Source organism: Dictyobacter kobayashii, from assembly GCF_003967555.1.
Lineage (GTDB): Bacteria > Chloroflexota > Ktedonobacteria > Ktedonobacterales > Ktedonobacteraceae > Dictyobacter > Dictyobacter kobayashii.
The window spans coordinates 1172778-1192800 of sequence record NZ_BIFS01000001.1; the positions used below are offsets into that span (position 1 = coordinate 1172778).

Genomic DNA, 20023 nt, shown 5'->3' on the forward strand with positions numbered 1-20023 from the left:
GTTGTTTTTTAGATATGTCTTTTCTCTCCAATCCCCTTTTCACACTCATCCTTTGGACTGCCGTTGTTATTCTCTTCGCCCTGATTATTTTAATCCGCATCTTCCGCACTCCTCAGGAGAGGCGACGCCAGGTAACACTGGAGACCATTCCTACTATTCTGGGCTTTGTGGTCATCATGATGCTTATTTTCTTTTTCCCCGGCATCTTTGCCTATATGCATGGGCTGATAGTACATAAACATTGAGGCGGACCACTCTTAACTTAAAAGCAGACTGGCTGCTTTTCCAATGGATACAAGAAATAAAAACGGGCTAGCTGATTGCTAGCCCGTTGTGCTGCTGACCACTGAATATGCAGAAACGTGTGGCAGCGGCAATGCTTACTTGACACGCTCAACATACTGGCCGGTACGGGTATCGATACGGACGCGGTCACCAGGATTGACGAACAGGGGGACGTTGACCACAGCGCCGCTCTCAAGCGTGGCAGGCTTGGTGACGTTGTTGGCGGTATCACCACGGACACCCGGCTCGGCACTCTCCACAGTTAGTTCCAGGAAGTTTGGCAACTGTACCGCAATAATGTTATCGCCATCAACCAGCATCTCAACTATATCCTGCTCTTTCAGGAATTTGATAGAGTCGCCCAGCATCTCTTTCATAATTGGCTGCTGATCAAAGGTCTCGGTATTCATGAAAACATAATCATCGCCATCTATGTATAAGAATTGCCAGTTTTGATGCTCAACGCGTACCTCATCAACCTCTTCACCGGCACGAAAGCGCTGCTCAATCACGCGACCGTTTTTGAGGTTTTTTAAGCGCGTACGCACGAAGGCGCGCCAGTTACCAGGACTGACGTGGTGGAACTCTGTAATTGTCCAGAGATCATTATTATAGCGAATAACCATGCCATTTCTAAAATCGGCAGTAGTTGCATTAGCCAATGGAGTAGTCTCCTCTCTCAATACTTTCTATTCTTCTCTTCCCGGGCAAAAACCGCAGGCGCAAGACTTCAGGTCAAGCACCTGCACATGGCATTAGTTAACCACGGGAATATTTGACTCTATCTTTGCATACGAAGATTATGCTCGTTCCGACACAAAAATACTGGCTGGTTGACCAAGGACCACAAAGACAACTTTTTTCTGCGTGCGCCAACCGTTTTCTTGTAGAATACGATCCCATAAACGATCCTCACTGGTCAACGAGACCATTAATCCCTTAGGAGCCAGCACGCGGTCAAACTCTCGTATCAATGCAGTATACAACGCTTCGTTCTCTTCACGTGTGCCAATTTGTTTGCCAAAGGGCAGGTTAGTAATAATCCGTGTCACACTGGAGGCTTCCAGAGGGAGGGATCGCGCATCCCAGGTTTTCAAGCTGATGTCAACTTCGGCTGAACGGGCGTTCCGCCTGGCGAGATTTACGGTCTGGCTATTCAGGTCACCACCCAACTCCTGTTGCACCGGTCCAAGTAGTGCGCGCTCGATCAGGATCGTACCGGCACCACACAGAGGGTCCAGGACGATATCTTCAGCGGTTGGACGGGCCAGCCAGCCCATAGAGGCGGCTACAGTGGGTCGCAGGGAGGCCGGGATATGTTCACGCTTATATTGTCGATGGCGCATGGTAGCGTCGCTGAGACGTACACCAATCAAGACATCGCCACCACCCAGCCAGAGCCAGATCTCTAGATCAGCATCATCTTCAACCAGGCGCATGCTGCGCGGCATACTTTTGCGCAACGCATCGGTTACAGCCTGGCCAGCATCCATACGGCGAAAATCATATGAACCGGTCATCTGGCTTACCACACGCCATGTACGCGGGCGCGCTCCATGGTGTCCACGCCGCCAACTCGCTACCGCACTACTGAGATCGGCATTCAAGGTCGCACTATGTAAGACACGCAACGCGTCAGGGCCACGGCGCAGGCCTTTGATATGAGCCAGGGTAGCAAAAACATCCTCGGTAGTATGTAGGTCCAACAAGTTCTCTGGTAGTGTAGAGGTACGGAAAAGCGCGATCCCACGCATAAATTTGACAAGTTCGGTCTCAGGTATAGTGGCACGAATCTCGCTAAAGGCCAGTGTTTCCAGACCTGGCATGGTCATTGCATAGAAAAGATCTGACATGTATTCCAATTTTCTTCCAGCCACTACGCTTCATCTTCAACGCACATAGCCAGTGCAACACTCTGATAGAAAACGCATCAGAATTGCAGGCAACACAAACATTCGTGTGCACAGCGCAGACAGCGTCCTTATACGCACACCCCAACAATTCGAGGGAAAGAAGAGAGCAAAGAAACTCCACCGCACATTTACTAGGATTGCTTTCTGTTGCCCATCAGCGTGTCATGATATCATAGACGAGGTGATCTCGCAATCCCTCACGGCCGCCTGATACGCATCTATCAGCGCAATCATACCGCAACAAGATTTTCATGTAAGAAGCTCGGTCACCGTGGCGATTTGCTGTGGAAATTTGGCCAGGCGCTTCTTCTTGAGGTTTTCACGTAAGATCCAGTTGATATCGGTATCATTCCATAACGCACATTCACACATAAAGGCAAAACCTTTTTCGGGCAAGGCGGCAGTAACGACGCTCAAGGTATAACCCAGGGTCCGCCGCAGGGTACGAAAATCCTCACACTTGCGATCCAATGGCAACACATGAGAGACATGCTCTAGCACTGTGCGCTGTAGATGTAATGCGCCCTCTATCAATTCAGGACCGTACAGCAGGCGTGGCTCGGCAACGGCCGCGACAGCTGCGCGTTGTTGTAAGAAGTTAGCACTGATCGCCAGCTGTGACAGGTAGGGCAGGATCGCCTGGGATCTGCGCTTAGTAAGTGCTGAAAGGCTGTTGCTACGGCTTCCCGGACGCGCCATGAGTCATTGCAGGCGTAATGACTGAGCATATCAATAACCTGTTCACGCCACTCGCTACGTACAGCGGCACAGGCTCCAGCCGCGACTACCCCACAGAACATAATAAACTCTGCCGGCGTATCGTTCTCAACCAGTTTTCGATTGCCATTGGAAAACGCATGGATGAGAGAAAGGACATTGTCGGGATGCTTTGTGCTAGCTGAGGCTAATAAATAGGCAAAGTCATTGGCCAGTTCAAGGTTGGCTCGTGGTCCAGGAAGACGGCTATGCTCACGCAAATAAAACTCAAGTGGGCGATGATGCCCGGTGATAGCTCTCTCAACCAGAGAGGATAAGGTGTCGTGCATATCAATTATCCTTGCATCAAAACAACAACAATGGCTCTGGTTCGACTAGGTCTACCTGTACTACTCAACACCTTTAGAAGTATCTTTGTCGCGTGCATCGTCCAACCTCCCTATTCGCATGCCACACCACTAGCACTGACAAAAACAGCATAATTCTATACTCACCATTTTACCATACAGCTGGCAATTTCTGGCATCCTTCTTTTTCTATATCTACACTTTATATACTGGGCTTTTTAATGCTCGTCCAGAGATCACAAGCAAGCGCTACGATGCCCATTCTTTCAGGTGTAGAGTGTGGTGGTGGGCGGCCGCAGCCTCCTTCCTCCTGCAAACATGGTGATCACAAGCAAGCGCTACGATGCCCATTCTTTCAGGTGTAGAGTGTGGTGGTGGGCGGCCGCAGCCGCCCACCACCACACTCTACACTCCCAGCCCGGCGCCGCAGGCGCCAACGAAGAACATAAAAAAGCCCTGCTTTATATACTTTAACATTGACGTGAACGTTAATGACATGAGATAATATAACGATAAGGTTTTAGCTATTGGCATATTCACGCTTTTCCAGGCGACTATTCTATGGTATTTTGGCTATATAAATGTTAGAGATTTTGCTGGCTCCTGACAGCAAATTGAAGAGAGCTTAATGATATGGAACATCCAGACGATGATGTTGATCAAAACACAGCGACCCAGGTGTATTATTCTATTGAACAGGTAGCGACGCGCGCCCAGTTGACTAAACGCACGCTGCGCTATTATGAAGAGATGGAATTACTGCCACAGGCTGAGCGCACCGAAGGTAACTATCGGCGCTATACAGAAGAGGACCTGCAACGTATTCTATATATCAAGTCGCTACGCGAACTAATGGGATTTTCGCTCAGCGAGATTCGCAAGTTTCTGCAGGCCGAAGATGAGCGTGAAGTGGAGAGGACAGCGTTTCGTCAGGGTTCAGACGTACAACAGAAGCTCACCCATCTGGATAGATCGGATGAGCTTATCCAGGAGCAACTGGCCCTCATCGAACAAAAAATGAATGGCCTGCAGGGTATGCGCAAGCAGTTACATGAACGCCTGGAAAAACATGCACGCAAACGGCAACAACTAAAAGATTCTTAACTCCCTGCTCCTAAAAAAGCGAGCTCGACAGGTTAAATAACGCCATTGATAATGCTGCAAAGATACAGCTTCATGTGACACTGAACCATGGGCGTGATAAAATGTGATGAATGTCAACACCAGCAACTTTTCCAATACGACCTCAGGGAACCATATGGTTATCTGACGTTGGAAATGTCCCTGGTGTTCAGGATGGCTCTTCTAGCCAGAACGATATTTTTATTCTGATCTATCTCTGATGTCAAAGGCACTGAATAGATCAGCAAAAGTATAAAAGAAAAGTATATAAGCGTCTATGCGTAACTGGCTCATCTATCCACTCACGATTGCGGACCAGCAACAACACATTGAGCATAGTGAACAACTTTTGCATACAGTCCAGCCTGACGATCCAGCTACTCTCTATTGGTCGCTGGCTCAACCTGCTGGACTGGTGCTTGGATTTTCACAAAAAGAAAGTATCATTAATCCAGCTGCGCTTACGGCTGGATCATTTCCTATCTACCACCGGCGCGCCGGTGGGACCGCGGTGCTGGTCGGCTCAACACTGCTCAGCTTAGATGTAGTATTGCCAGTCGATCATCCATTGCAATTGCCGGACCTGGTAGAATCTTATCGCTGGTTTGGTGAGGCCTGGGTCTCCGCGCTGGCCCAGTTGGGAGTCCAGAGCCGCACAGTTACACCAGCGGAGGCACACGCCCAGCGTGCCTTGCGCAAAGAACCGGCAACACGAGCGTATGAGACATTGATGAATCGCGCCTGCTATGGCTCACTCTCACCCTATGAGGTCGTGGTTGGTCAACGCAAGGTGGTTGGCTTTGACATGATTCGTAGGCGCACCGGTAGCCTGCTTCAGGCAGGAGTGCTCTTGCAATGGGATAGCCAGACGCTGGCACATCTGTTGGGCCATACGCCAGAAGAACAAGAACTCTTACAAAAAGGGTTGCCCGACCGTGCAGTGGGATTAGACAGCCTGCTTGGACGTGTTATTACTTGTGATGAGGTGATCAATGCATTTGAGCGTGTCATCATTAGCGATGAACGACAACGCTTAGTGATTGATCCTCTATCCTCTTTCTAAAACTGCAATGAAAGGTTTGTTTATACAATGGGAGATCGAACTGCTCCAGGCGCAGTTGAAATGTTAACTGAGCCTGATTATGAGGCAATGGTAATTGGAGCGCATCCAGATGATAATGATTTTGGAACTGCGGCGACATGCGCCCTATGGGCCAGCCAGGGAAAAAAGATTGTCTGGGTGGTTATGACCGATGGCACAGAAGGAAGCGAGATTCCCAGCCAGAGCGATGAAGAATTGATGCTTACCCGTGAGCAGGAACAGCGGGCTGCCGCCGAGGTCTACGGTGTTCAAGCAGTCGAGTTCCTCCGCAATCGCGATGGACATCTGGTGAATACCGAAGATGTACGCCGCAATGTCGTCAAGTTAATTCGCAAATATCGCCCTCGCGTCATCTTTACCCATGATCCCACATCCCATATCATGGCTCCAGATCCAGATGAGAAACCAGATGCAACTGGTTACCTCAACCATCCAGATCACCGGGCAACTGGCAATATCGTGGTAGATTCCATCTTCCCGTTTGCGGGCAATCCTCGCTCTTTCCGCGAACTGCTGGCTGAGGGACTTCAGCCCTATCGTGTGCACGAAGTATATTTCTTTGGTAGCACACAGATAAACACTTATGTCGATGTCACAGAGAGCATCGATAAAAAGGGCCAGGGCTTGATGTGCCACGCCACTCAGTTCAACCCTGAAGATAACGAGCGGATGGCTGAGCGGATGCGCGAGCGCGCCGCTACGGTCGCCAAAGAGGCCAAAGAGAAAAAGGGGTTGGAGATGCGTTATGCGGAGTCATTCCGCCGCATGAAGCTGCATATTCCGCCTGCACCCAAAGAGGAGACTGCTCTTCCCGGTAGTGAAGAGTAAGTAGCGCGGTGCTTGCTTACGTGCGCATCCGCGCCCGAGCGTGTTTATAAGGATGCTGAAATTGGGCTGTAGCCCAATTTCAGCATCCTTATAAACAAAGCATTTTATTCTTGCGTGCAGAAAATGCGCACAAAACATTTTATTCTTGCGTGCAGAAAATGCGCACAAAACATTTTATTCTTGCAAACACTAAAAAATGGATTTAAATTAAGGGATGCAACAAAGGCGTGTGCGCGGCACACGCCTTTGTTGCATCCCTTAATTTAAAAAGAAGTGCGGACGCTGGCGTCCGCACTTCTTTTCGCACCACATAACGCTCCCTATAAAGGAGCGTTATTGATCTCCAACTATTTTTTGGGAGTCACAACTACAGCGAAACCGCGCCAGAGAGATAAGAACTTTGCCCGGGACATCGAGGTCTGATCGAGAATCGAGGAGTCTGCAAGATAGACCAGGTTCCCCTGACCACCACGTAAGACCAGAATGTGTCCACCAGGTACAATCTGAGAAGGCGGAAAACTGACAATGACAGGGCGCCCCTGATTGGCAATCTTCACAACATCATCCAATGATGGATTATCCAGATGGGTGGCATTAAAACCAAATTTATCTACCGTAACATCAATACCACTGGCCTGTAACAACCCCTCGTCTGGCGTGATCTGGTGGAGATTGGCTTCGACTTTCAAGATATCGGTGACACGGAAATTATGGCCACTATATGCATTTATTACTTCAGTCATAGCAGCCGCTGAACAGGCCGCCGCACCCCATTGATCAAATTCACTTTGCGACTGATACTGGTCGACCGACATTTGATTGACGCGCACCAGGGCCTTTGAAGCCCCCACCACACCTACAAATAATGGCTGGGCTGGATTAGCTGGCTTTGAAACAGCATTGGGCTTTGGCGCGGTTGAGGACTCAGAGGTAATCACGCTCCAAATAGAAGGAATGGTACTTGAGGGTGCAAACAACAGTGGCCGTATCGCTATCATGCCAACGCCAAATAATGCGATCAGAATCAAACAGATACCTAACCAGGGAGTCGGTTCTCCACGGCGGGACTGGATCAGCTGCTTTACATTCAGTAAAGCAAAAATCTGGGTCCAACCACCTGCCACAGGAGCAACAGGCTCAACCATCTCATAGGCTCCGTAATTCATACGCACCTGGGGCTGTGCTAAACGTGCGGCCCGGCGCGGCTGTGACCGCTTTAGACCGCTATCAACCCCATAAGCCTGGCTGCTATTGCTGCGGCGAGACATGCGCGCCCGCGTCGCTTCCCGAGAAGCATATGAGGAGACCCCGTTTCGCTCAACGGCATTAGTTCTTGGTGAGAGGAATAATCCTGCAACTACTAGCGTAAGAGCAATAGCCAACAGCGTGAGCAGGACAATAATCATTAACAGCTCCCTAAGTGTAAAAATGTATGCAATTGAAAAGCACGATGTACAATTTTTGAGACAGCGACGATATCAGACATGCTATAGAATGAAACGCCATATCATATCTTTTTCGGCATGTCTAAATGTACTACCCTATATGATAAATGTATTACGTTCAACCTGAATAGCCCGGATGTAAGTCAACACCTCAGCTATTGTCCGAAGCCGCCTCGCTACTGGCTTTAAATCGATGTAAAGCTCTAATATTATAACATACAAAACGCGTGTATGCTATCAGAATTACAACAAAATGCGGAGATCTATATTAAAAAATATTAATATCCTGGTAAATATTTAGCGGGCAAATCATTACTGCAGAGTATAGCAATCGCATGCTATCTCAATAATCTGATTGAAAAAACGTCCGGACTTTATCTTAACAGCAGCGTAAGATCATGATATGATGACGCGGATATATTTATCTGCGATCAGTTTGCGCGAGCAAGTTGTAGTTACAAAAAATCTTAATGGCTGAAACCGCAAGTTCACCAGAGGTTGAGAGAAGAGAGGGAAAGACCATGTACGTATACTATATTCTGCGTGGAACCCAGAATAAACAGGCGATCGAGCTTGATGGCGAAGTAAATGATGAGCAGTTCCCCAATGTGGACCGCACAGAGGGTCCAGAGGTCATTAATGAGGTGGTAAAAAAACTGGCCAATGAAGGTACCAAAGGCGAGTGGACCGAGTGCGATCTAACCAATGAGTATTATGATCGCGACGATACCTATGTCTATTTTAACAAAAAATGGATACGTCGCTCAGATATTCCATTGACCAATACTCGCTAAGCAGCATTCCTGCCCGGGAAAACTTAATACAACGAGCGCGTAGAGAAAGAGAGGCAAGCAAGCTATGCCCGTACTCGCAGGCTGGTTAACTGGCGAACAGGTACCACAAGAGGTGATTGAGCAGACGCTCACAGCGATGGGAGAAGTGCTGGCACACCATGGTGGTGAGCCAGCCTATACTATCCATCCTGGCGCGGGATTGATCGCATTTGCCGATACTGCCTATGCGCAGCAGTCAAAAGAGTCACCAGTGCTGGATTGGGTACCCGATCGACGTACACTGGTTTATCGCCGACCACTCTCGGGCATGCATCCACTTTTTTATATTGAGAATTGGCCCGCAGAGGGCAATTTACTCTTTGCCAGCGAGATAAAAGCACTGCTTGCGGTTGGAGCACCCAGACGCTTGCATGTCGCGGCCCTGGAAGCGCTGTGGCAATATGGCTCGATTCCCGCCCCATGGACGGCGTTTAAAGATATTCATATGGTACCGGCGGGTTCAATCCTACGCTGGCAACACGCCAAAACTGTCGTCAATAGCGCCAGTGATTTCTCTTTTGAGACGCCCGATGCTGCTTCCGACTCCCTGGAACAACTGGATGCCTTGCTCAACCAGAGCAGTCAGGACCTTTTACCATCCCATGAAGAAGTGGTGGCCTTGCTCAGTGGAAGCCGAGCTTCTGCGCTTGCAACAGCACTGAGTGCCCGGCAGAAAAGGCATGGATTTGCCAGCACTACATTGAACACTAGCCGCTCTATGACGGGCAAAGGGTGGAAAGAGGTACAAAGTGTTGCCGATAAGTACGACTTGTCGTTACTGGCAATCACCGGGGTAGATCAACCCGCCTTCTGGCAGGCTATGCTATTGGGGTTGGAAGCACCCTGTTGCGATAGTCGTTCCCTGGCTATTCATCAACTATTACACACCACCGCGATAGAAACGGGGGCCCGCGTCGCGATCAGTGGCAGCGGCGCTCAAACGCTACTGGGATTAACCGCCAGTCAGCTAGCGCCTCTTATCCCAGAAGATCTGCTGGCCAGTTATCGTCAACAACAAAATCCACATCAACAAGCCATCGGCAAGCAGCTATGGTCACCGGCAGCCAGTCAGTTGCTGCAGCAAACTGAGCATTGGGAAGATACCTTGCGCGCCCGCAAGCTACAACGGAAAGCCCAGCAATACAATAATGCTGTTCAAGGCCTATATTATCTGGACCTGCAGTTGAAGCTGGCGGATGTGCTGGTATATCCATTTCACCAGCTGGCAATTCAGGAACGCATGGCGCTACGTTCACCTTATTTAAACGCACGGGTCATGACATCCCTGATCAATATCTCCCCCTTGCTTACCAACAATCCAGTCACCACGACGGCTATAGATACCTTATTGCAACGTTATGTGCCTGGTTTACCAGACAAGCCACATACACTACCACTCACTATCCAACTACGTCCCTTACACACCTGATAGATAGCGATGGTGAGTTGTTTGCCCATACCCTTGCTCCAGCCGCCGTCCAGCAGCTTGGACTCTTCGAACCTGAGCTCGTGCAGAGCATCCAGCAGCGCGCAGCAAAAGAGCCAGCCGCGGCGCGAGCCCTCATCTTCATCTTTACCACCCAGCTGCTCAGCCAGCTCTTCAACATCGATTCCTGGGCATAAGAAATATTTTTAGTTATAATATGCAGGAAATGACAAAAACATTTCCTGCATATTATAACTAATGATCTCTCCCTTCAATCTCTGACGCAGCCCGAGCATCACCATGCTCAGCGGCCCAGCGCAGGGCTTCACCGGCCAGATACAGCGAACCGGTCGCACAGATCAGGTCCGATGTTTCAGCCAGGTCAGTGGCCAGATCTAAAGCCTGCTCACAGGTCTCGGCCAGGTGTACAGGCACATTGGGCGCATATTGAAGCAATAAAGTCTGCAATTCCTCTGGCCGCATTGCACGCGGATTATCCGCATGGGTCAAGATTATAGCATCCACCTCGGCCAGTTCTTGTAACATATGCGCGATATCTTTATCTTTATTCACACCCAGCACGCAGATCAGGCGATGAGGCTCAAAAGTTGAGCGCAAAGCAAGCAACAATTTATGCATAGAATCGGCATTATGCGCCCCATCAACAACTATGGTGGGCTCATGCCCCACTATTTGAATGCGGGCGGGCCAGTGAACGGCGGCCAGACCCTTACGCAAGGCTTGCTCATCCCACTCAATACCTTTTTTGCGCAATTCTTCCAGGGTCGCCACCGCCACGGTAGCGTTTTCCACCTGGTGTTCTCCAACCAGTGGCGTTTCCAGGTCGCGATAAACTCCTGCAGGCGTTTGAATGGAGAAGCGCTGCCCATTCTCACGCTGCTCGTGAATTTGATAGCGGTAATCGAGCCCTGGAACGCTACCAGCCGCCACCTCAACCTGGGCAGGATCTTCGCCCACAGCACCAATGCGTACGATACGTGCGTTACGCTGACGTGCGATGGCGGTAATAGCAACCAGAGCTTCTGGAGCCTGGGCCGAAGTGACCACCAGGCCGTTGGGTTTGATAATGCCAGCTTTCTCGGTGGCAATTTTGGTCAATGTATCACCCAGGATACTCATGTGGTCATAACTAATAGAAGTAATTACGGACACGAGAGGCTGTGTGACATTGGTTGCATCCAGGCGTCCACCCAGACCCACCTCAACCACGGCATGCTGAACCTGCTGGCGGGCAAAATATAACAGGGCCAGCGCGGTACCAATCTCGTAGGTAATAAAAGGACCATACTCCTGGCTGGCTTCGATCTGCTCAACCGCGGCCCGTATCTCTGGTACCAGGTCCGCCAGTTCCTGTTCACTTATCAGGCGGCCATTCGTCTGTGAGCGCTCACGAAAGGTATGCAGGTCTGGTTGTGTATAGAGGCCAGTACGCAGACCGGCTTCGCGTAAGACACGCTCAATATATGCAGCCGTTGAACCTTTGCCTTTTGTGCCAGCGATCAAGGTGTTAGTATACTGTAAGTGAGGATTCCCCAGCCTCTTTAACAGTTCAACTTCGCGCAGGATATTTTCATTACGATCTCTGGTATATTTGCCACTACGCTCATAATCAGTAAAGCTATAAATATAATTCAAGGCCTCTTTATAATTCACAATAATCCTCCCAATTTATGCCTCCGGCCGCTGAAATGTGCCACGTATAATAGCATCGCTCATTTTCACGACCCGCATCATTTCGTGCACATCATGCACCCGTACAATATCTGCTCCCTGAGCGATACCCAGCGCAACCGTGGCCGCGGTCCCCTCCAGACGCTCTTCAGGTGGCAATCCACCCAGCACCTGACCGATAGTGGATTTACGCGATGTGCCCAATAAGAGCGGTCGCCCCAGGGCACGCAATTCACCCAGACGACGCAATAAGGTCAGATTTTCCTCCGGGGTGGTGCCAAAGCCAATGCCGGGATCAATAATAATATGTTCCCAGGGAATACCAGCCTGCAGCGCACGATCTATAGCGGCGGCCAGAAAACGCGTCACGTCACTAACAATCTCGTGCTTCTGGTAACCGCGCATATTCGCCATCAGGACCACCGGCACGCCGTGTGAACGTGCCACGTCAGCTATCGCAGGATCATGCTTGAGTCCCCAGATGTCATTGATAAGGTTAGCGCCTGCCTCCAGGGCCCTGGCCGCCACCTTAGCTTTATAGGTATCAATTGAAATAATAATCTGGTCTGGCAATTGCGCGCGTAAGGCCTGGATAACCGGGAGCACGCGCGCGATTTCCTGTTCCGTAGTCACTGTATCCGCATGGGGGCGCGTTGATTCACCACCGACATCTATAACTAGTGCCCCCTGGGCCACAAATTGTTGAGCTTGTGCTACAGCCCGTTCAATCCAATCCCCACCTTGATGCAAGCCATCGCCAGAAAAAGAATCTGGAGTTACATTCACGATACCCATTACATAGGTCTGTTGTCCCCAGATAATACTATGGCTGGCCCACTGCGTTGGAGGAAAAACTGCAGTTGTCGAAATAGCCATCGGTGAAACCATCCTTTTGTGCTGTCAAAAAACTTTCACCATCATACTCTGTCTCTCAAGTAGAGGGCAACACTCTATCAAAATCCATCAGCATACGATAAATAAAAACAGGAGATAGTGGCAGCCATGAAACGACATCTATAGGTCTTTCAGGCTTGTCGGCAACGAGTTAGCCATCTGATTCGTTATATCACACAGATCGACCAGTGCTATACTACCTATATGCACAAATTCAGGCATCTTATTGTACAGATATCGATCACCACCACCACGTGATCATATAATAGCGACATGGGAAGAAGAAAAAAGTATGCCAAAAGCCAATGAAGCCAAACAATATCAGAGAAGCGTGAACGCCGCCCGCCGTTGTCATGAATGCAGTGAAGAGGCGCTTGGACGCTGTCCAGATTGTCATATGTGCTTCTGTCAGGAACATTTCCCAAAACAACAGCATTCTCCCTGTGCTGAAAAGCAGATGAAATTATCACAAACGCAGGTTTGTTATGTTTGTGGTACACAGGTTTATCCAGATCAGTGGTCTCTATCTAAAACTACCCACTATGTGGATCAATCTACTTGCCGTGGCTGCGGTCGCTACATCTGCGACGACCTGCATACACAGAGCAAAGATGAGGATGTCATTATCTCACGCGAAGGATTGCGGGGACACCGCTATCAATATATCAATCGTTACTGCGATATGTGCTCACCGCTCAGTCGCATCGGGGGCATTCGAGGCTTAACTCGTGCAGTTGTGGTGGTTGGCACAATAGCTGCTGGGGTTTTCTTCTATTTGCACCCATAAATACAAATTCTGAGGAGAGAAAGGGGACGAGGGCGCATAGCGAATACGCGCTATACCATCTCGTATCATCATATTCATGGTCTTATCGACAACTCTACAGTCTACGCTGCTCAGGCATCAGCGTTCGATTGATGCAGCATTGCGAGCGACACTGAACAAAGTCGCGAGTGAATCCGGGGTCGCGGCCCTGGATGCTTATTATGGGCAAATGCGCTACCATCTGGGCTGGGTAGATGCTCAGCTAACCCCCACCAGGAGCAATCCTGGTAAGCTATTGCGGCCAACCCTGCTCTTACTGGCCTATGAGGCCGCTGGCGCCTGGGGCTTAACCGATGGCACAACCATAACCGACGATAGCTATTTACAACGCGCTCTGGCCGCAGCGGTCTCGGTTGAGCTAACCCATAATTTTTCTCTCATTCACGATGATATCGAAGATGGAGATACCGAACGCCGTCATCGTCCCACCATGTGGACAATCTGGGGCGTTCCTCAGGCTATTAATACAGGCGATGGCATGTTTGGCCTGGCCCGCTTCGCCCTGTGGGGTGTACTGGAAAATGGTGTGGAAGGCGACATTGCGGCCCACCTAGGCGCCATCCTGGATCGCACAGTATTAGAGATCGCCGAAGGACAATACCTGGATATTAGCTTTGAGCAACGGCAGGATATTTCGGTCTCGATGTATATCGATATGATCAGTCGTAAAACCGCTGCCTTGATGCGCTGTTCAGCTGAGATGGGTGCGATGATTGGTACCCGTGATAAAGGGACGATTCAACGACTGGCCAGCTTTGGTCAGGCAATTGGGGTCGCGTTCCAGGTACGAGACGATCTGCTGGGCGTCTGGGCTTCGGCGGCCGAGTTGGGAAAAACTCAGGCCGGTGATATCTATCGACGTAAGAAGAGTCTCCCTATCCTCCATGCCCTCGAACATGCCAATCCACAGGATCTTCAGACCCTGCAGGCTATTTATCAGCAAACAGATCCCGTTGGCAGTGAGCAAGTAGCACAGGTACTGGCTATCTTCGAGCGCACGCAGACCCAGGCCTATTGCCGTACCTTTTTACAAAAATATTGCGATGCCGCTTACGAGGCTCTCAATAATATTCCACCCATCAGTAGCTCAGTTGCTACACGCGCCATTGAAGATATGCGCACAATGGTGCAATTTGTCGAGACAGTAGCCCACTAAAAAAATCTGGATGTCGTATAACATCGATAGATACCTCAATCAGGGTGTTATATGACATCCCAGAGTATGACTTGATTGCCAGTGGCTGTGACGACCTGCTTACTGGTAGGTGCCCAGGTAATACTATGCACGGTATTCGCTAATTTCTTCTGGAAGATCTGCTTCATACCCTGCGTGGCTTGCAGCAAGGTAAACGTACCATCATTTGTGCCGACCGCAGGAAACGCGCATCTGGCGACCAGGCAACCGACCGGATAGGGACATTGGCCAGATGGAGACGCTGCGGAACGTCCTGGCATATCTGCCCATTATTATTAGTACAGGTCAGAGCATGCCAGATGCGGACAATACCATCATCCCCACCTACTGCCAATTGGACACCATCAGGAGCGAAGGCCAGCGTGCGCATCGGAATTTGAGCATCGTAATAATACCCATGGATATCCATACCCTTCATTGCATCCCAGATGCGCACAGCCCCCCCATCAGAGGATGTGGCGACCGTTTTACCGTCAGTACTCCAGGAGACAGCCGCAATGGCATTGGTATGGGCCTGGTAAGTCAGAAGCGCGCGATACTGCTGGCCATCCCAGACCACAGCACGTTTATCAGCGCCTACAGAGACTACCTGCATGGGATTCTGAGCGGACCAGGCCAGGCCGGTAACCATCTGGGCATGGCGATGCGTTGAGCGGGCCAACTGCTTCCCATTAGTGGCATTCCAAAAAGCTACCTGCGTATTGGCTCCTGTCACCAGGTGAACACCGTCTGGCGACCAGGCGAGGGCTTTAACTGCAGCAGGATGATTAATATCCTGCTGCACGTTACCCTGCATATCCAGAGAAAAACATGGGTATCATCGGAGCCACTGGCCAGCATGTTCCCGGTTGGGGCCCAGGCTACAGTGCGGACAGTTTGCTGATGCTTATTAAAAGTCAGGCGCTCCTTCAGGGTTGTAGTATGCACCACAGGAGCTTTGGGGGCTGCTGCAGTATGCTTTACAATATGTGTGGTAGTGGTGGTTTTTGATGCAGGAGCAGAATTAAACACACCGCGATACGCGGCATAGCCAACCCCTATACCACCCACTCCACACAAGGTTCCAAAGGCGGCCAGAAATGTTCGCCTGGAAAGATTGCTGCGCTTCTTGATAGACCCGGTATCGGGTGTATGGCCTGTCTGGTTACGCGTTAAGGCTGGGGTAAGAGCATTATCAGAGAGTGTATCTGAGGTATGCAAAGAGGGATCAATGGGATTAAAAGGCGAAGCTGGCCTTGGCTTCAGATTAGAAGCCACCGGGGCAATGGGCACCGGGATACTCTCAGTTATCGAAGAATCCAACATCAAACGCATGCCAGAAAGAATTCCCACTTCCGTCAATGTTTTATCCTTAGCAAGGATACGGCCACTGGCCGCGTGACGTAAAGTGTAGATAAGCGGCTTACCAAAGAGGTCAGACTGCGGCAATTTTAAAATTTCAACCAATTTCGGTAGCAGCATAGATATAGGAACATCCATCGCCACTACTACCGGGCGTGCAGTGCCTAACGTATCTTGCTCTATTAGAATCTCAGATTTTTGCATCTCTATACCCCGATCCATCTTTCTCTTATAACAGTGTATCATGGTCATTCTTCGTTTTTCACCTTTATAAGTAAAAAGGGCTAGTGGAGCTTGAAGTGGACATCAGGCATCTCAACAGTAAGAAAGATGAAGCAAACGTGCGGAAATAGTGGTCGGCTTCTGTGGTATGATAAGGATACACATTCTCAAATATACTTAATCAGGAGACATTGCATGAGCTACCGGGTTCTACAGGCTTTTATCTGTACCATACTCCTTCTCGGCGGCACATTATCTGCAACGGTAAATAGTAATCTGGTCTATGCCCATAATTTAGCAGGCCAACAATTAATACAATCCACCAACCAGGCACTGCCACTGGTAGAGCCTGATTATATTTACAACCAACTTTACACCATGGCCACGCGCTTCCAGCATCGTGAATCTGGCTATGACAAGCAACTCTCAACCAGCACCAATGGACACGATGAGTTCGCCAACTATTGGTCACAGGAGATTTTACACGACTTACAGGGCTTTGGGAGCACGGCCTATCGCGATAACTTTCATATTCGTGGCTGGCGTGACCGTCCCAGCACGACGCCAGCCGCCAACATCGAAGTCACGGTCCCCGGAGCAGTCCATCCAGAGCAGGTAATTATTATTGGTTGTCATTATGATGGTATGGCCACCTCTACACAATCGGCTAACGATGATGCCAGTGGTTGCGCTATTGAGCTGGGCATCGCTAAAGCTATGGGAGCCTACTGGCAGCAACAACATGTCGCGCCTCAACGTACCTTGCGCTTTGTATTGTTTGATACCGAAGAGCAGGGACTCTACGGCTCTTATCATTATGTTAATGCTACCGTAAATGGGGATATCAAAAACATTGTAGCGATGTTCAATGAGGAGCAAAACGGGATTGCCTATCCTCTACGTTACCTGGGGCAACTGCAAAATGCATTGATGCCATTCTATATCGAGCTATCGCCTATCGCGGGTCCCCAACGTGAGCAGATCAAGCAATTCAGGGCGTTGATGGCCAGGGCCGTACCGGCCGTTTTCCAACAAATACGTGCTCTAGGCTTACAAAGCCTGACCTACCATGACCGGAATAAACAGGATGTAGCACAACCTGTCTTTACACCTGATCAGCTGAGCAACGTTAAACAGGAGGATGACCAGGTCGGTTCCAGTGACCAGGTCCCTTTCACCCAGGCAGGCATTCCCTGCGCAACCTTTGTGGGAAACTCAACATATTATGATCCCGATGCTCCTACAGCTTCTTATCCCTATGATCAGCCCACTGACACCATTCAACTAATGAATACCTTTGCCTCGGGCAATTCAACGAAGTCCGCCGCCCTGACGTTAGCGTTGGCGCTACCGACTATGCTCACAACCTGGATGTTGCAGCAGCCATCTATGCTGGGGGAAACTGCCAGCAATGAGAACCCACTGATAGCTATCAGTGATATTAATAGGATTCAGACTGGACAGGAGCTTCTGTTCTCAGCCCAGACCAATCAGTTGAGCACGAAAAATGCGTCCCTTACCTATAACTGGGACTTTGGCGATGGCAAGAACGCAAGTGGCCTGGTTGTACATCATACCTACACTACCAACGGTAACTATACGCTTGGCCTGACTGTTACCTCGGATCATATCGTTCAACGTATAACCAAAAACCTTATTGTGGGCACCCATAATCCAATCTATCCAAACCAGTATGATCGTTATTATGCAACGGGCATTCCCCCACGAATACACTGGTGAAACTGCCAGTACCAGATGCAACGTTATCAGATAAGGTACAGCTAACACCAGATTCGCTCTGGTCGGCGGCTTTGACGGCTGGGCCAACAAGTGCGGAGAAAAATCAAGCACCGCCGACAGTCACAGCCCCTTGCCATCAGGAAAAAAAGAGTCTATGATACCTGAACCTTCCCTCTTACTGGCAATCGCCTTGGTGCTTTTGCTAATTCCTGGTATCATTGGTAGCGTCGTCTTGCTCAAACGTAGGCAACAACATTGAGAGGTATGGATGAAATACACAGGAAAGCTTGACGACGCTATTCATAATAGACGTAGGTTGACCATAAGGTCACCTGAAATTGCCCGCAAAAAAATAACGAAAAGCAACTCGACCCTAAGCCGGAGATCTACTGTATGACAAAACCAATTTATGTAATGGGACATAAAAATTCTGATATGGATTCTGTCGCTTCTGCCTATGCTTATGCGTATCTGTTACGCGCCCAGGGAGAAGAGCAAGCCATTCCAGCACGCCACGGCGACCTGAAGCCCGAAATTCGCTTTGTACTTGATCGCTTCCATGTGGAAGCACCAGAAGCACTTGAAGATGTCAATTTGCAGGTACGTGACGTTATGCGGCGCGGCATTATTTCTGTGTATGTCGATCAGCCAGTGTTTGAGGCCGGACAATTGCTCCAGGAACACAATCGGGGATCCATGCCTGTCGTTGATGAAAATAATTATGTTAAAGGTATGATTGCGCATGATGACCTGGCCAAATTGTTCTTCAATGATCTGGACCCGTTGTCCCTCAATCGCATTCCGCTAATCCGCGATAACCTGGTACGTGTACTTAAAGGCCGCGTACTGGTTGAGGGTCGTCGCCAGCTGGGCAATCGTGTCCTGGTGGGGGCAATGGAAGCCGAGACCATGGTCGATTATGTTGAGCCTGGCTGCCTGGTAATTATTGGTGACCGGGAAGATGCTCAGATTATGGCCATTGAGTCGGGCGCGGCCGCCCTGGTGATTACCGGTGATTTACTGGTCTCGGAGCGCACACTGCATACAGCACGTCAGCATGGGGTAATGGTCATCAGTACAGCCCACCATACTTTTACCGCCATTCGCTTGATCAATCTGAGTATTAGAACACAAGAGATTATGAATCGCGAGTTTACATTTTGCCATCCCGACGATCATATGAGTGATGTCCAGCCAACGCTGGCACGCTTGCGCTCTATGCCGGTCGTGGATAATCAGGGTAAACTGGTAGGTTATATCTCGCGTACAGATTTAATTAAGGCGCGCCCAAAACGCGTTTACCTGGTCGATCATAATGAACAGTCACAGGCTGTCGATGGTATCGAAGAGGCTGAATTGCTCGGTATTATCGATCATCACCGGATCGCTGATGTACATACCAGTAAACCAATTCTTTTCCGTGCTGAACCGGTCGGTTGTACGGGTACGATTATTGTTGGTCTCTATCATGAGGCCGATGTCGAGATACCAAAAGATGTGGCGGGCCTGTTATTGGCTGGCTTGCTTTACGACACCCTGATTCTGCGTTCTCCCACCTGCACCGCGCGCGATGAGCGGGTCGCGGCCGAACTGGCTGCCATCGCCGGTGAAGATATCGAGAAGTATGGGCAAGAGATCTTTGCCGCCGCTGCTCAGGATCTGACCGAGAAGCCTGCGGAGGCTTTGATTACCTCAGACTTCAAAGAATTCACGGTCCATGATCATAAATTCGCAGTTGGTACCGTTGAGACCGCTAGCCCGGCCAGCATTGAGTCGCGCATGGATGAGCTCAAAGAAACGATGAAGCATATCGCGCAAGAGCGGAGCTACGTTTCATTTCTCTTTATGATTGTCGACATTATTAATATGCGTTGTCATTTGTTGATCAGTGGTGGTGAACAGGCGGTAGCCGAAGCTTTCAATCGACCTCTAGAGCCTGACGGCGGGTCTATTGTAGTCGAAGGTCTGGTATCGCGCAAGAAACAGGTAGTGCCCCAGCTTACCCGCATTGAATCACTACTCACGGAAACAACAAACGTGCGTTAATTAACTTATAAAGCTTGTACTCTTGCCATGTGACATCGGCTATGTTACA

At 49.8% G+C, this 20023-nt stretch carries 20 protein-coding genes; 11 read left to right on the top strand and 9 right to left on the bottom strand.

Features of this window, described 5'->3' with window-relative positions:
• Window positions 1–14: 14 nt before the first annotated feature.
• Window positions 15–245 carry a hypothetical protein gene (locus tag EL645_RS05275; protein ID WP_126549050.1) on the top strand — a complete coding sequence of 77 codons (231 nt, stop codon included), beginning with the start codon at window positions 15–17 and terminating at the stop codon, window positions 243–245.
• A gap of 135 nt (window positions 246–380) precedes the next feature.
• On the opposite strand, the gene efp is transcribed toward EL645_RS05275, so the two are convergent.
• From efp to EL645_RS05295, 4 genes are all read right to left on the bottom strand, one after another.
• The gene (gene efp / locus EL645_RS05280) at window positions 381–947 is read right to left on the bottom strand and encodes an elongation factor P (protein WP_126549051.1); all 567 of its coding nucleotides are present in this window, start codon (window positions 945–947) and stop codon (window positions 381–383) included.
• 138 nt (window positions 948–1085) lie between these two features.
• Window positions 1086–2138 (bottom strand): THUMP domain-containing class I SAM-dependent methyltransferase, encoded by a 1053-nt coding sequence (locus EL645_RS05285; protein ID WP_126549052.1) that lies wholly within the window; start codon window positions 2136–2138, stop codon window positions 1086–1088.
• A 309-nt stretch (window positions 2139–2447) separates the two neighbouring features.
• Entirely contained in the window at window positions 2448–2678 is a 231-nt protein-coding gene (locus tag EL645_RS05290) for a hypothetical protein (protein ID WP_136625169.1), read from the bottom strand.
• A gap of 50 nt (window positions 2679–2728) precedes the next feature.
• A complete protein-coding gene (locus EL645_RS05295; protein WP_126549054.1) occupies window positions 2729–3244 on the bottom strand; it encodes a hypothetical protein in 516 nt (171 codons plus the stop codon).
• Between the two features lie 651 nt (window positions 3245–3895).
• Here EL645_RS05295 and EL645_RS05300 point away from each other — a divergent pair.
• From EL645_RS05300 to EL645_RS05310, 3 genes are all read left to right on the top strand, one after another.
• A complete protein-coding gene (locus EL645_RS05300; RefSeq protein ID WP_126549055.1) occupies window positions 3896–4366 on the top strand; it encodes a MerR family transcriptional regulator in 471 nt (156 codons plus the stop codon).
• Window positions 4367–4661: 295 nt separating this feature from the next.
• A complete protein-coding gene (locus EL645_RS05305; RefSeq protein ID WP_126549056.1) occupies window positions 4662–5447 on the top strand; it encodes a lipoate--protein ligase family protein in 786 nt (261 codons plus the stop codon).
• Between the two features lie 27 nt (window positions 5448–5474).
• Window positions 5475–6314, top strand: coding sequence for a PIG-L deacetylase family protein (locus tag EL645_RS05310; protein ID WP_126549057.1), 840 nt, complete (start codon window positions 5475–5477; stop codon window positions 6312–6314).
• A gap of 347 nt (window positions 6315–6661) precedes the next feature.
• Here EL645_RS05310 and EL645_RS05315 read toward each other — a convergent pair whose 3' ends face one another.
• Window positions 6662–7720: a C39 family peptidase gene (locus EL645_RS05315; RefSeq protein WP_126549058.1), complete on the bottom strand. Its 1059-nt coding sequence runs from the start codon at window positions 7718–7720 to the stop codon at window positions 6662–6664.
• A gap of 560 nt (window positions 7721–8280) precedes the next feature.
• Here EL645_RS05315 and EL645_RS05320 point away from each other — a divergent pair.
• The 3 genes from EL645_RS05320 to EL645_RS39080 all read left to right on the top strand — a co-directional run bounded on the left by EL645_RS05320 (window position 8281) and on the right by EL645_RS39080 (window position 10215).
• A complete protein-coding gene (locus tag EL645_RS05320; RefSeq protein WP_126549059.1) occupies window positions 8281–8553 on the top strand; it encodes a hypothetical protein in 273 nt (90 codons plus the stop codon).
• A gap of 64 nt (window positions 8554–8617) precedes the next feature.
• Entirely contained in the window at window positions 8618–10021 is a 1404-nt protein-coding gene (locus tag EL645_RS05325; RefSeq protein WP_126549060.1) for an asparagine synthase-related protein, read from the top strand.
• Between the two features lie 17 nt (window positions 10022–10038).
• Window positions 10039–10215: a hypothetical protein gene (locus EL645_RS39080; protein WP_161977134.1), complete on the top strand. Its 177-nt coding sequence runs from the start codon at window positions 10039–10041 to the stop codon at window positions 10213–10215.
• A 58-nt stretch (window positions 10216–10273) separates the two neighbouring features.
• Here EL645_RS39080 and EL645_RS05330 read toward each other — a convergent pair whose 3' ends face one another.
• On the bottom strand, window positions 10274–11692 hold the full coding sequence (locus EL645_RS05330; protein ID WP_161977135.1) for a bifunctional folylpolyglutamate synthase/dihydrofolate synthase: 1419 nt from the start codon (window positions 11690–11692) through the stop codon (window positions 10274–10276).
• A 15-nt stretch (window positions 11693–11707) separates the two neighbouring features.
• The gene (gene folP, locus EL645_RS05335; protein ID WP_126549062.1) at window positions 11708–12586 is read right to left on the bottom strand and encodes a dihydropteroate synthase; all 879 of its coding nucleotides are present in this window, start codon (window positions 12584–12586) and stop codon (window positions 11708–11710) included.
• Between the two features lie 310 nt (window positions 12587–12896).
• Between folP and EL645_RS05340 the strand changes: the two genes are divergently transcribed.
• Window positions 12897–13391: a hypothetical protein gene (locus EL645_RS05340; protein ID WP_126549063.1), complete on the top strand. Its 495-nt coding sequence runs from the start codon at window positions 12897–12899 to the stop codon at window positions 13389–13391.
• Window positions 13392–13467: 76 nt separating this feature from the next.
• Window positions 13468–14586 (top strand): polyprenyl synthetase family protein, encoded by a 1119-nt coding sequence (locus EL645_RS05345; protein WP_126549064.1) that lies wholly within the window; start codon window positions 13468–13470, stop codon window positions 14584–14586.
• Between the two features lie 163 nt (window positions 14587–14749).
• On the opposite strand, the gene EL645_RS05350 is transcribed toward EL645_RS05345, so the two are convergent.
• Together EL645_RS05350 and EL645_RS05355 are read right to left on the bottom strand one after the other, a co-directional pair.
• Entirely contained in the window at window positions 14750–15409 is a 660-nt protein-coding gene (locus EL645_RS05350; protein WP_161977136.1) for a WD40 repeat domain-containing protein, read from the bottom strand.
• Entirely contained in the window at window positions 15337–16170 is an 834-nt protein-coding gene (locus tag EL645_RS05355; protein ID WP_161977137.1) for an EsaB/YukD family protein, read from the bottom strand. The genes EL645_RS05350 and EL645_RS05355 overlap by 73 nt, the downstream gene beginning before the upstream one ends.
• Window positions 16171–16383: 213 nt before the next feature.
• Between EL645_RS05355 and EL645_RS05360 the strand changes: the two genes are divergently transcribed.
• Window positions 16384–17928 (top strand): M28 family peptidase, encoded by a 1545-nt coding sequence (locus EL645_RS05360; protein ID WP_161977138.1) that lies wholly within the window; start codon window positions 16384–16386, stop codon window positions 17926–17928.
• Between the two features lie 393 nt (window positions 17929–18321).
• The gene (locus EL645_RS05365) at window positions 18322–19974 is read left to right on the top strand and encodes a putative manganese-dependent inorganic diphosphatase (protein ID WP_126549068.1); all 1653 of its coding nucleotides are present in this window, start codon (window positions 18322–18324) and stop codon (window positions 19972–19974) included.
• Window positions 19975–20023 lie beyond the last annotated feature (49 nt).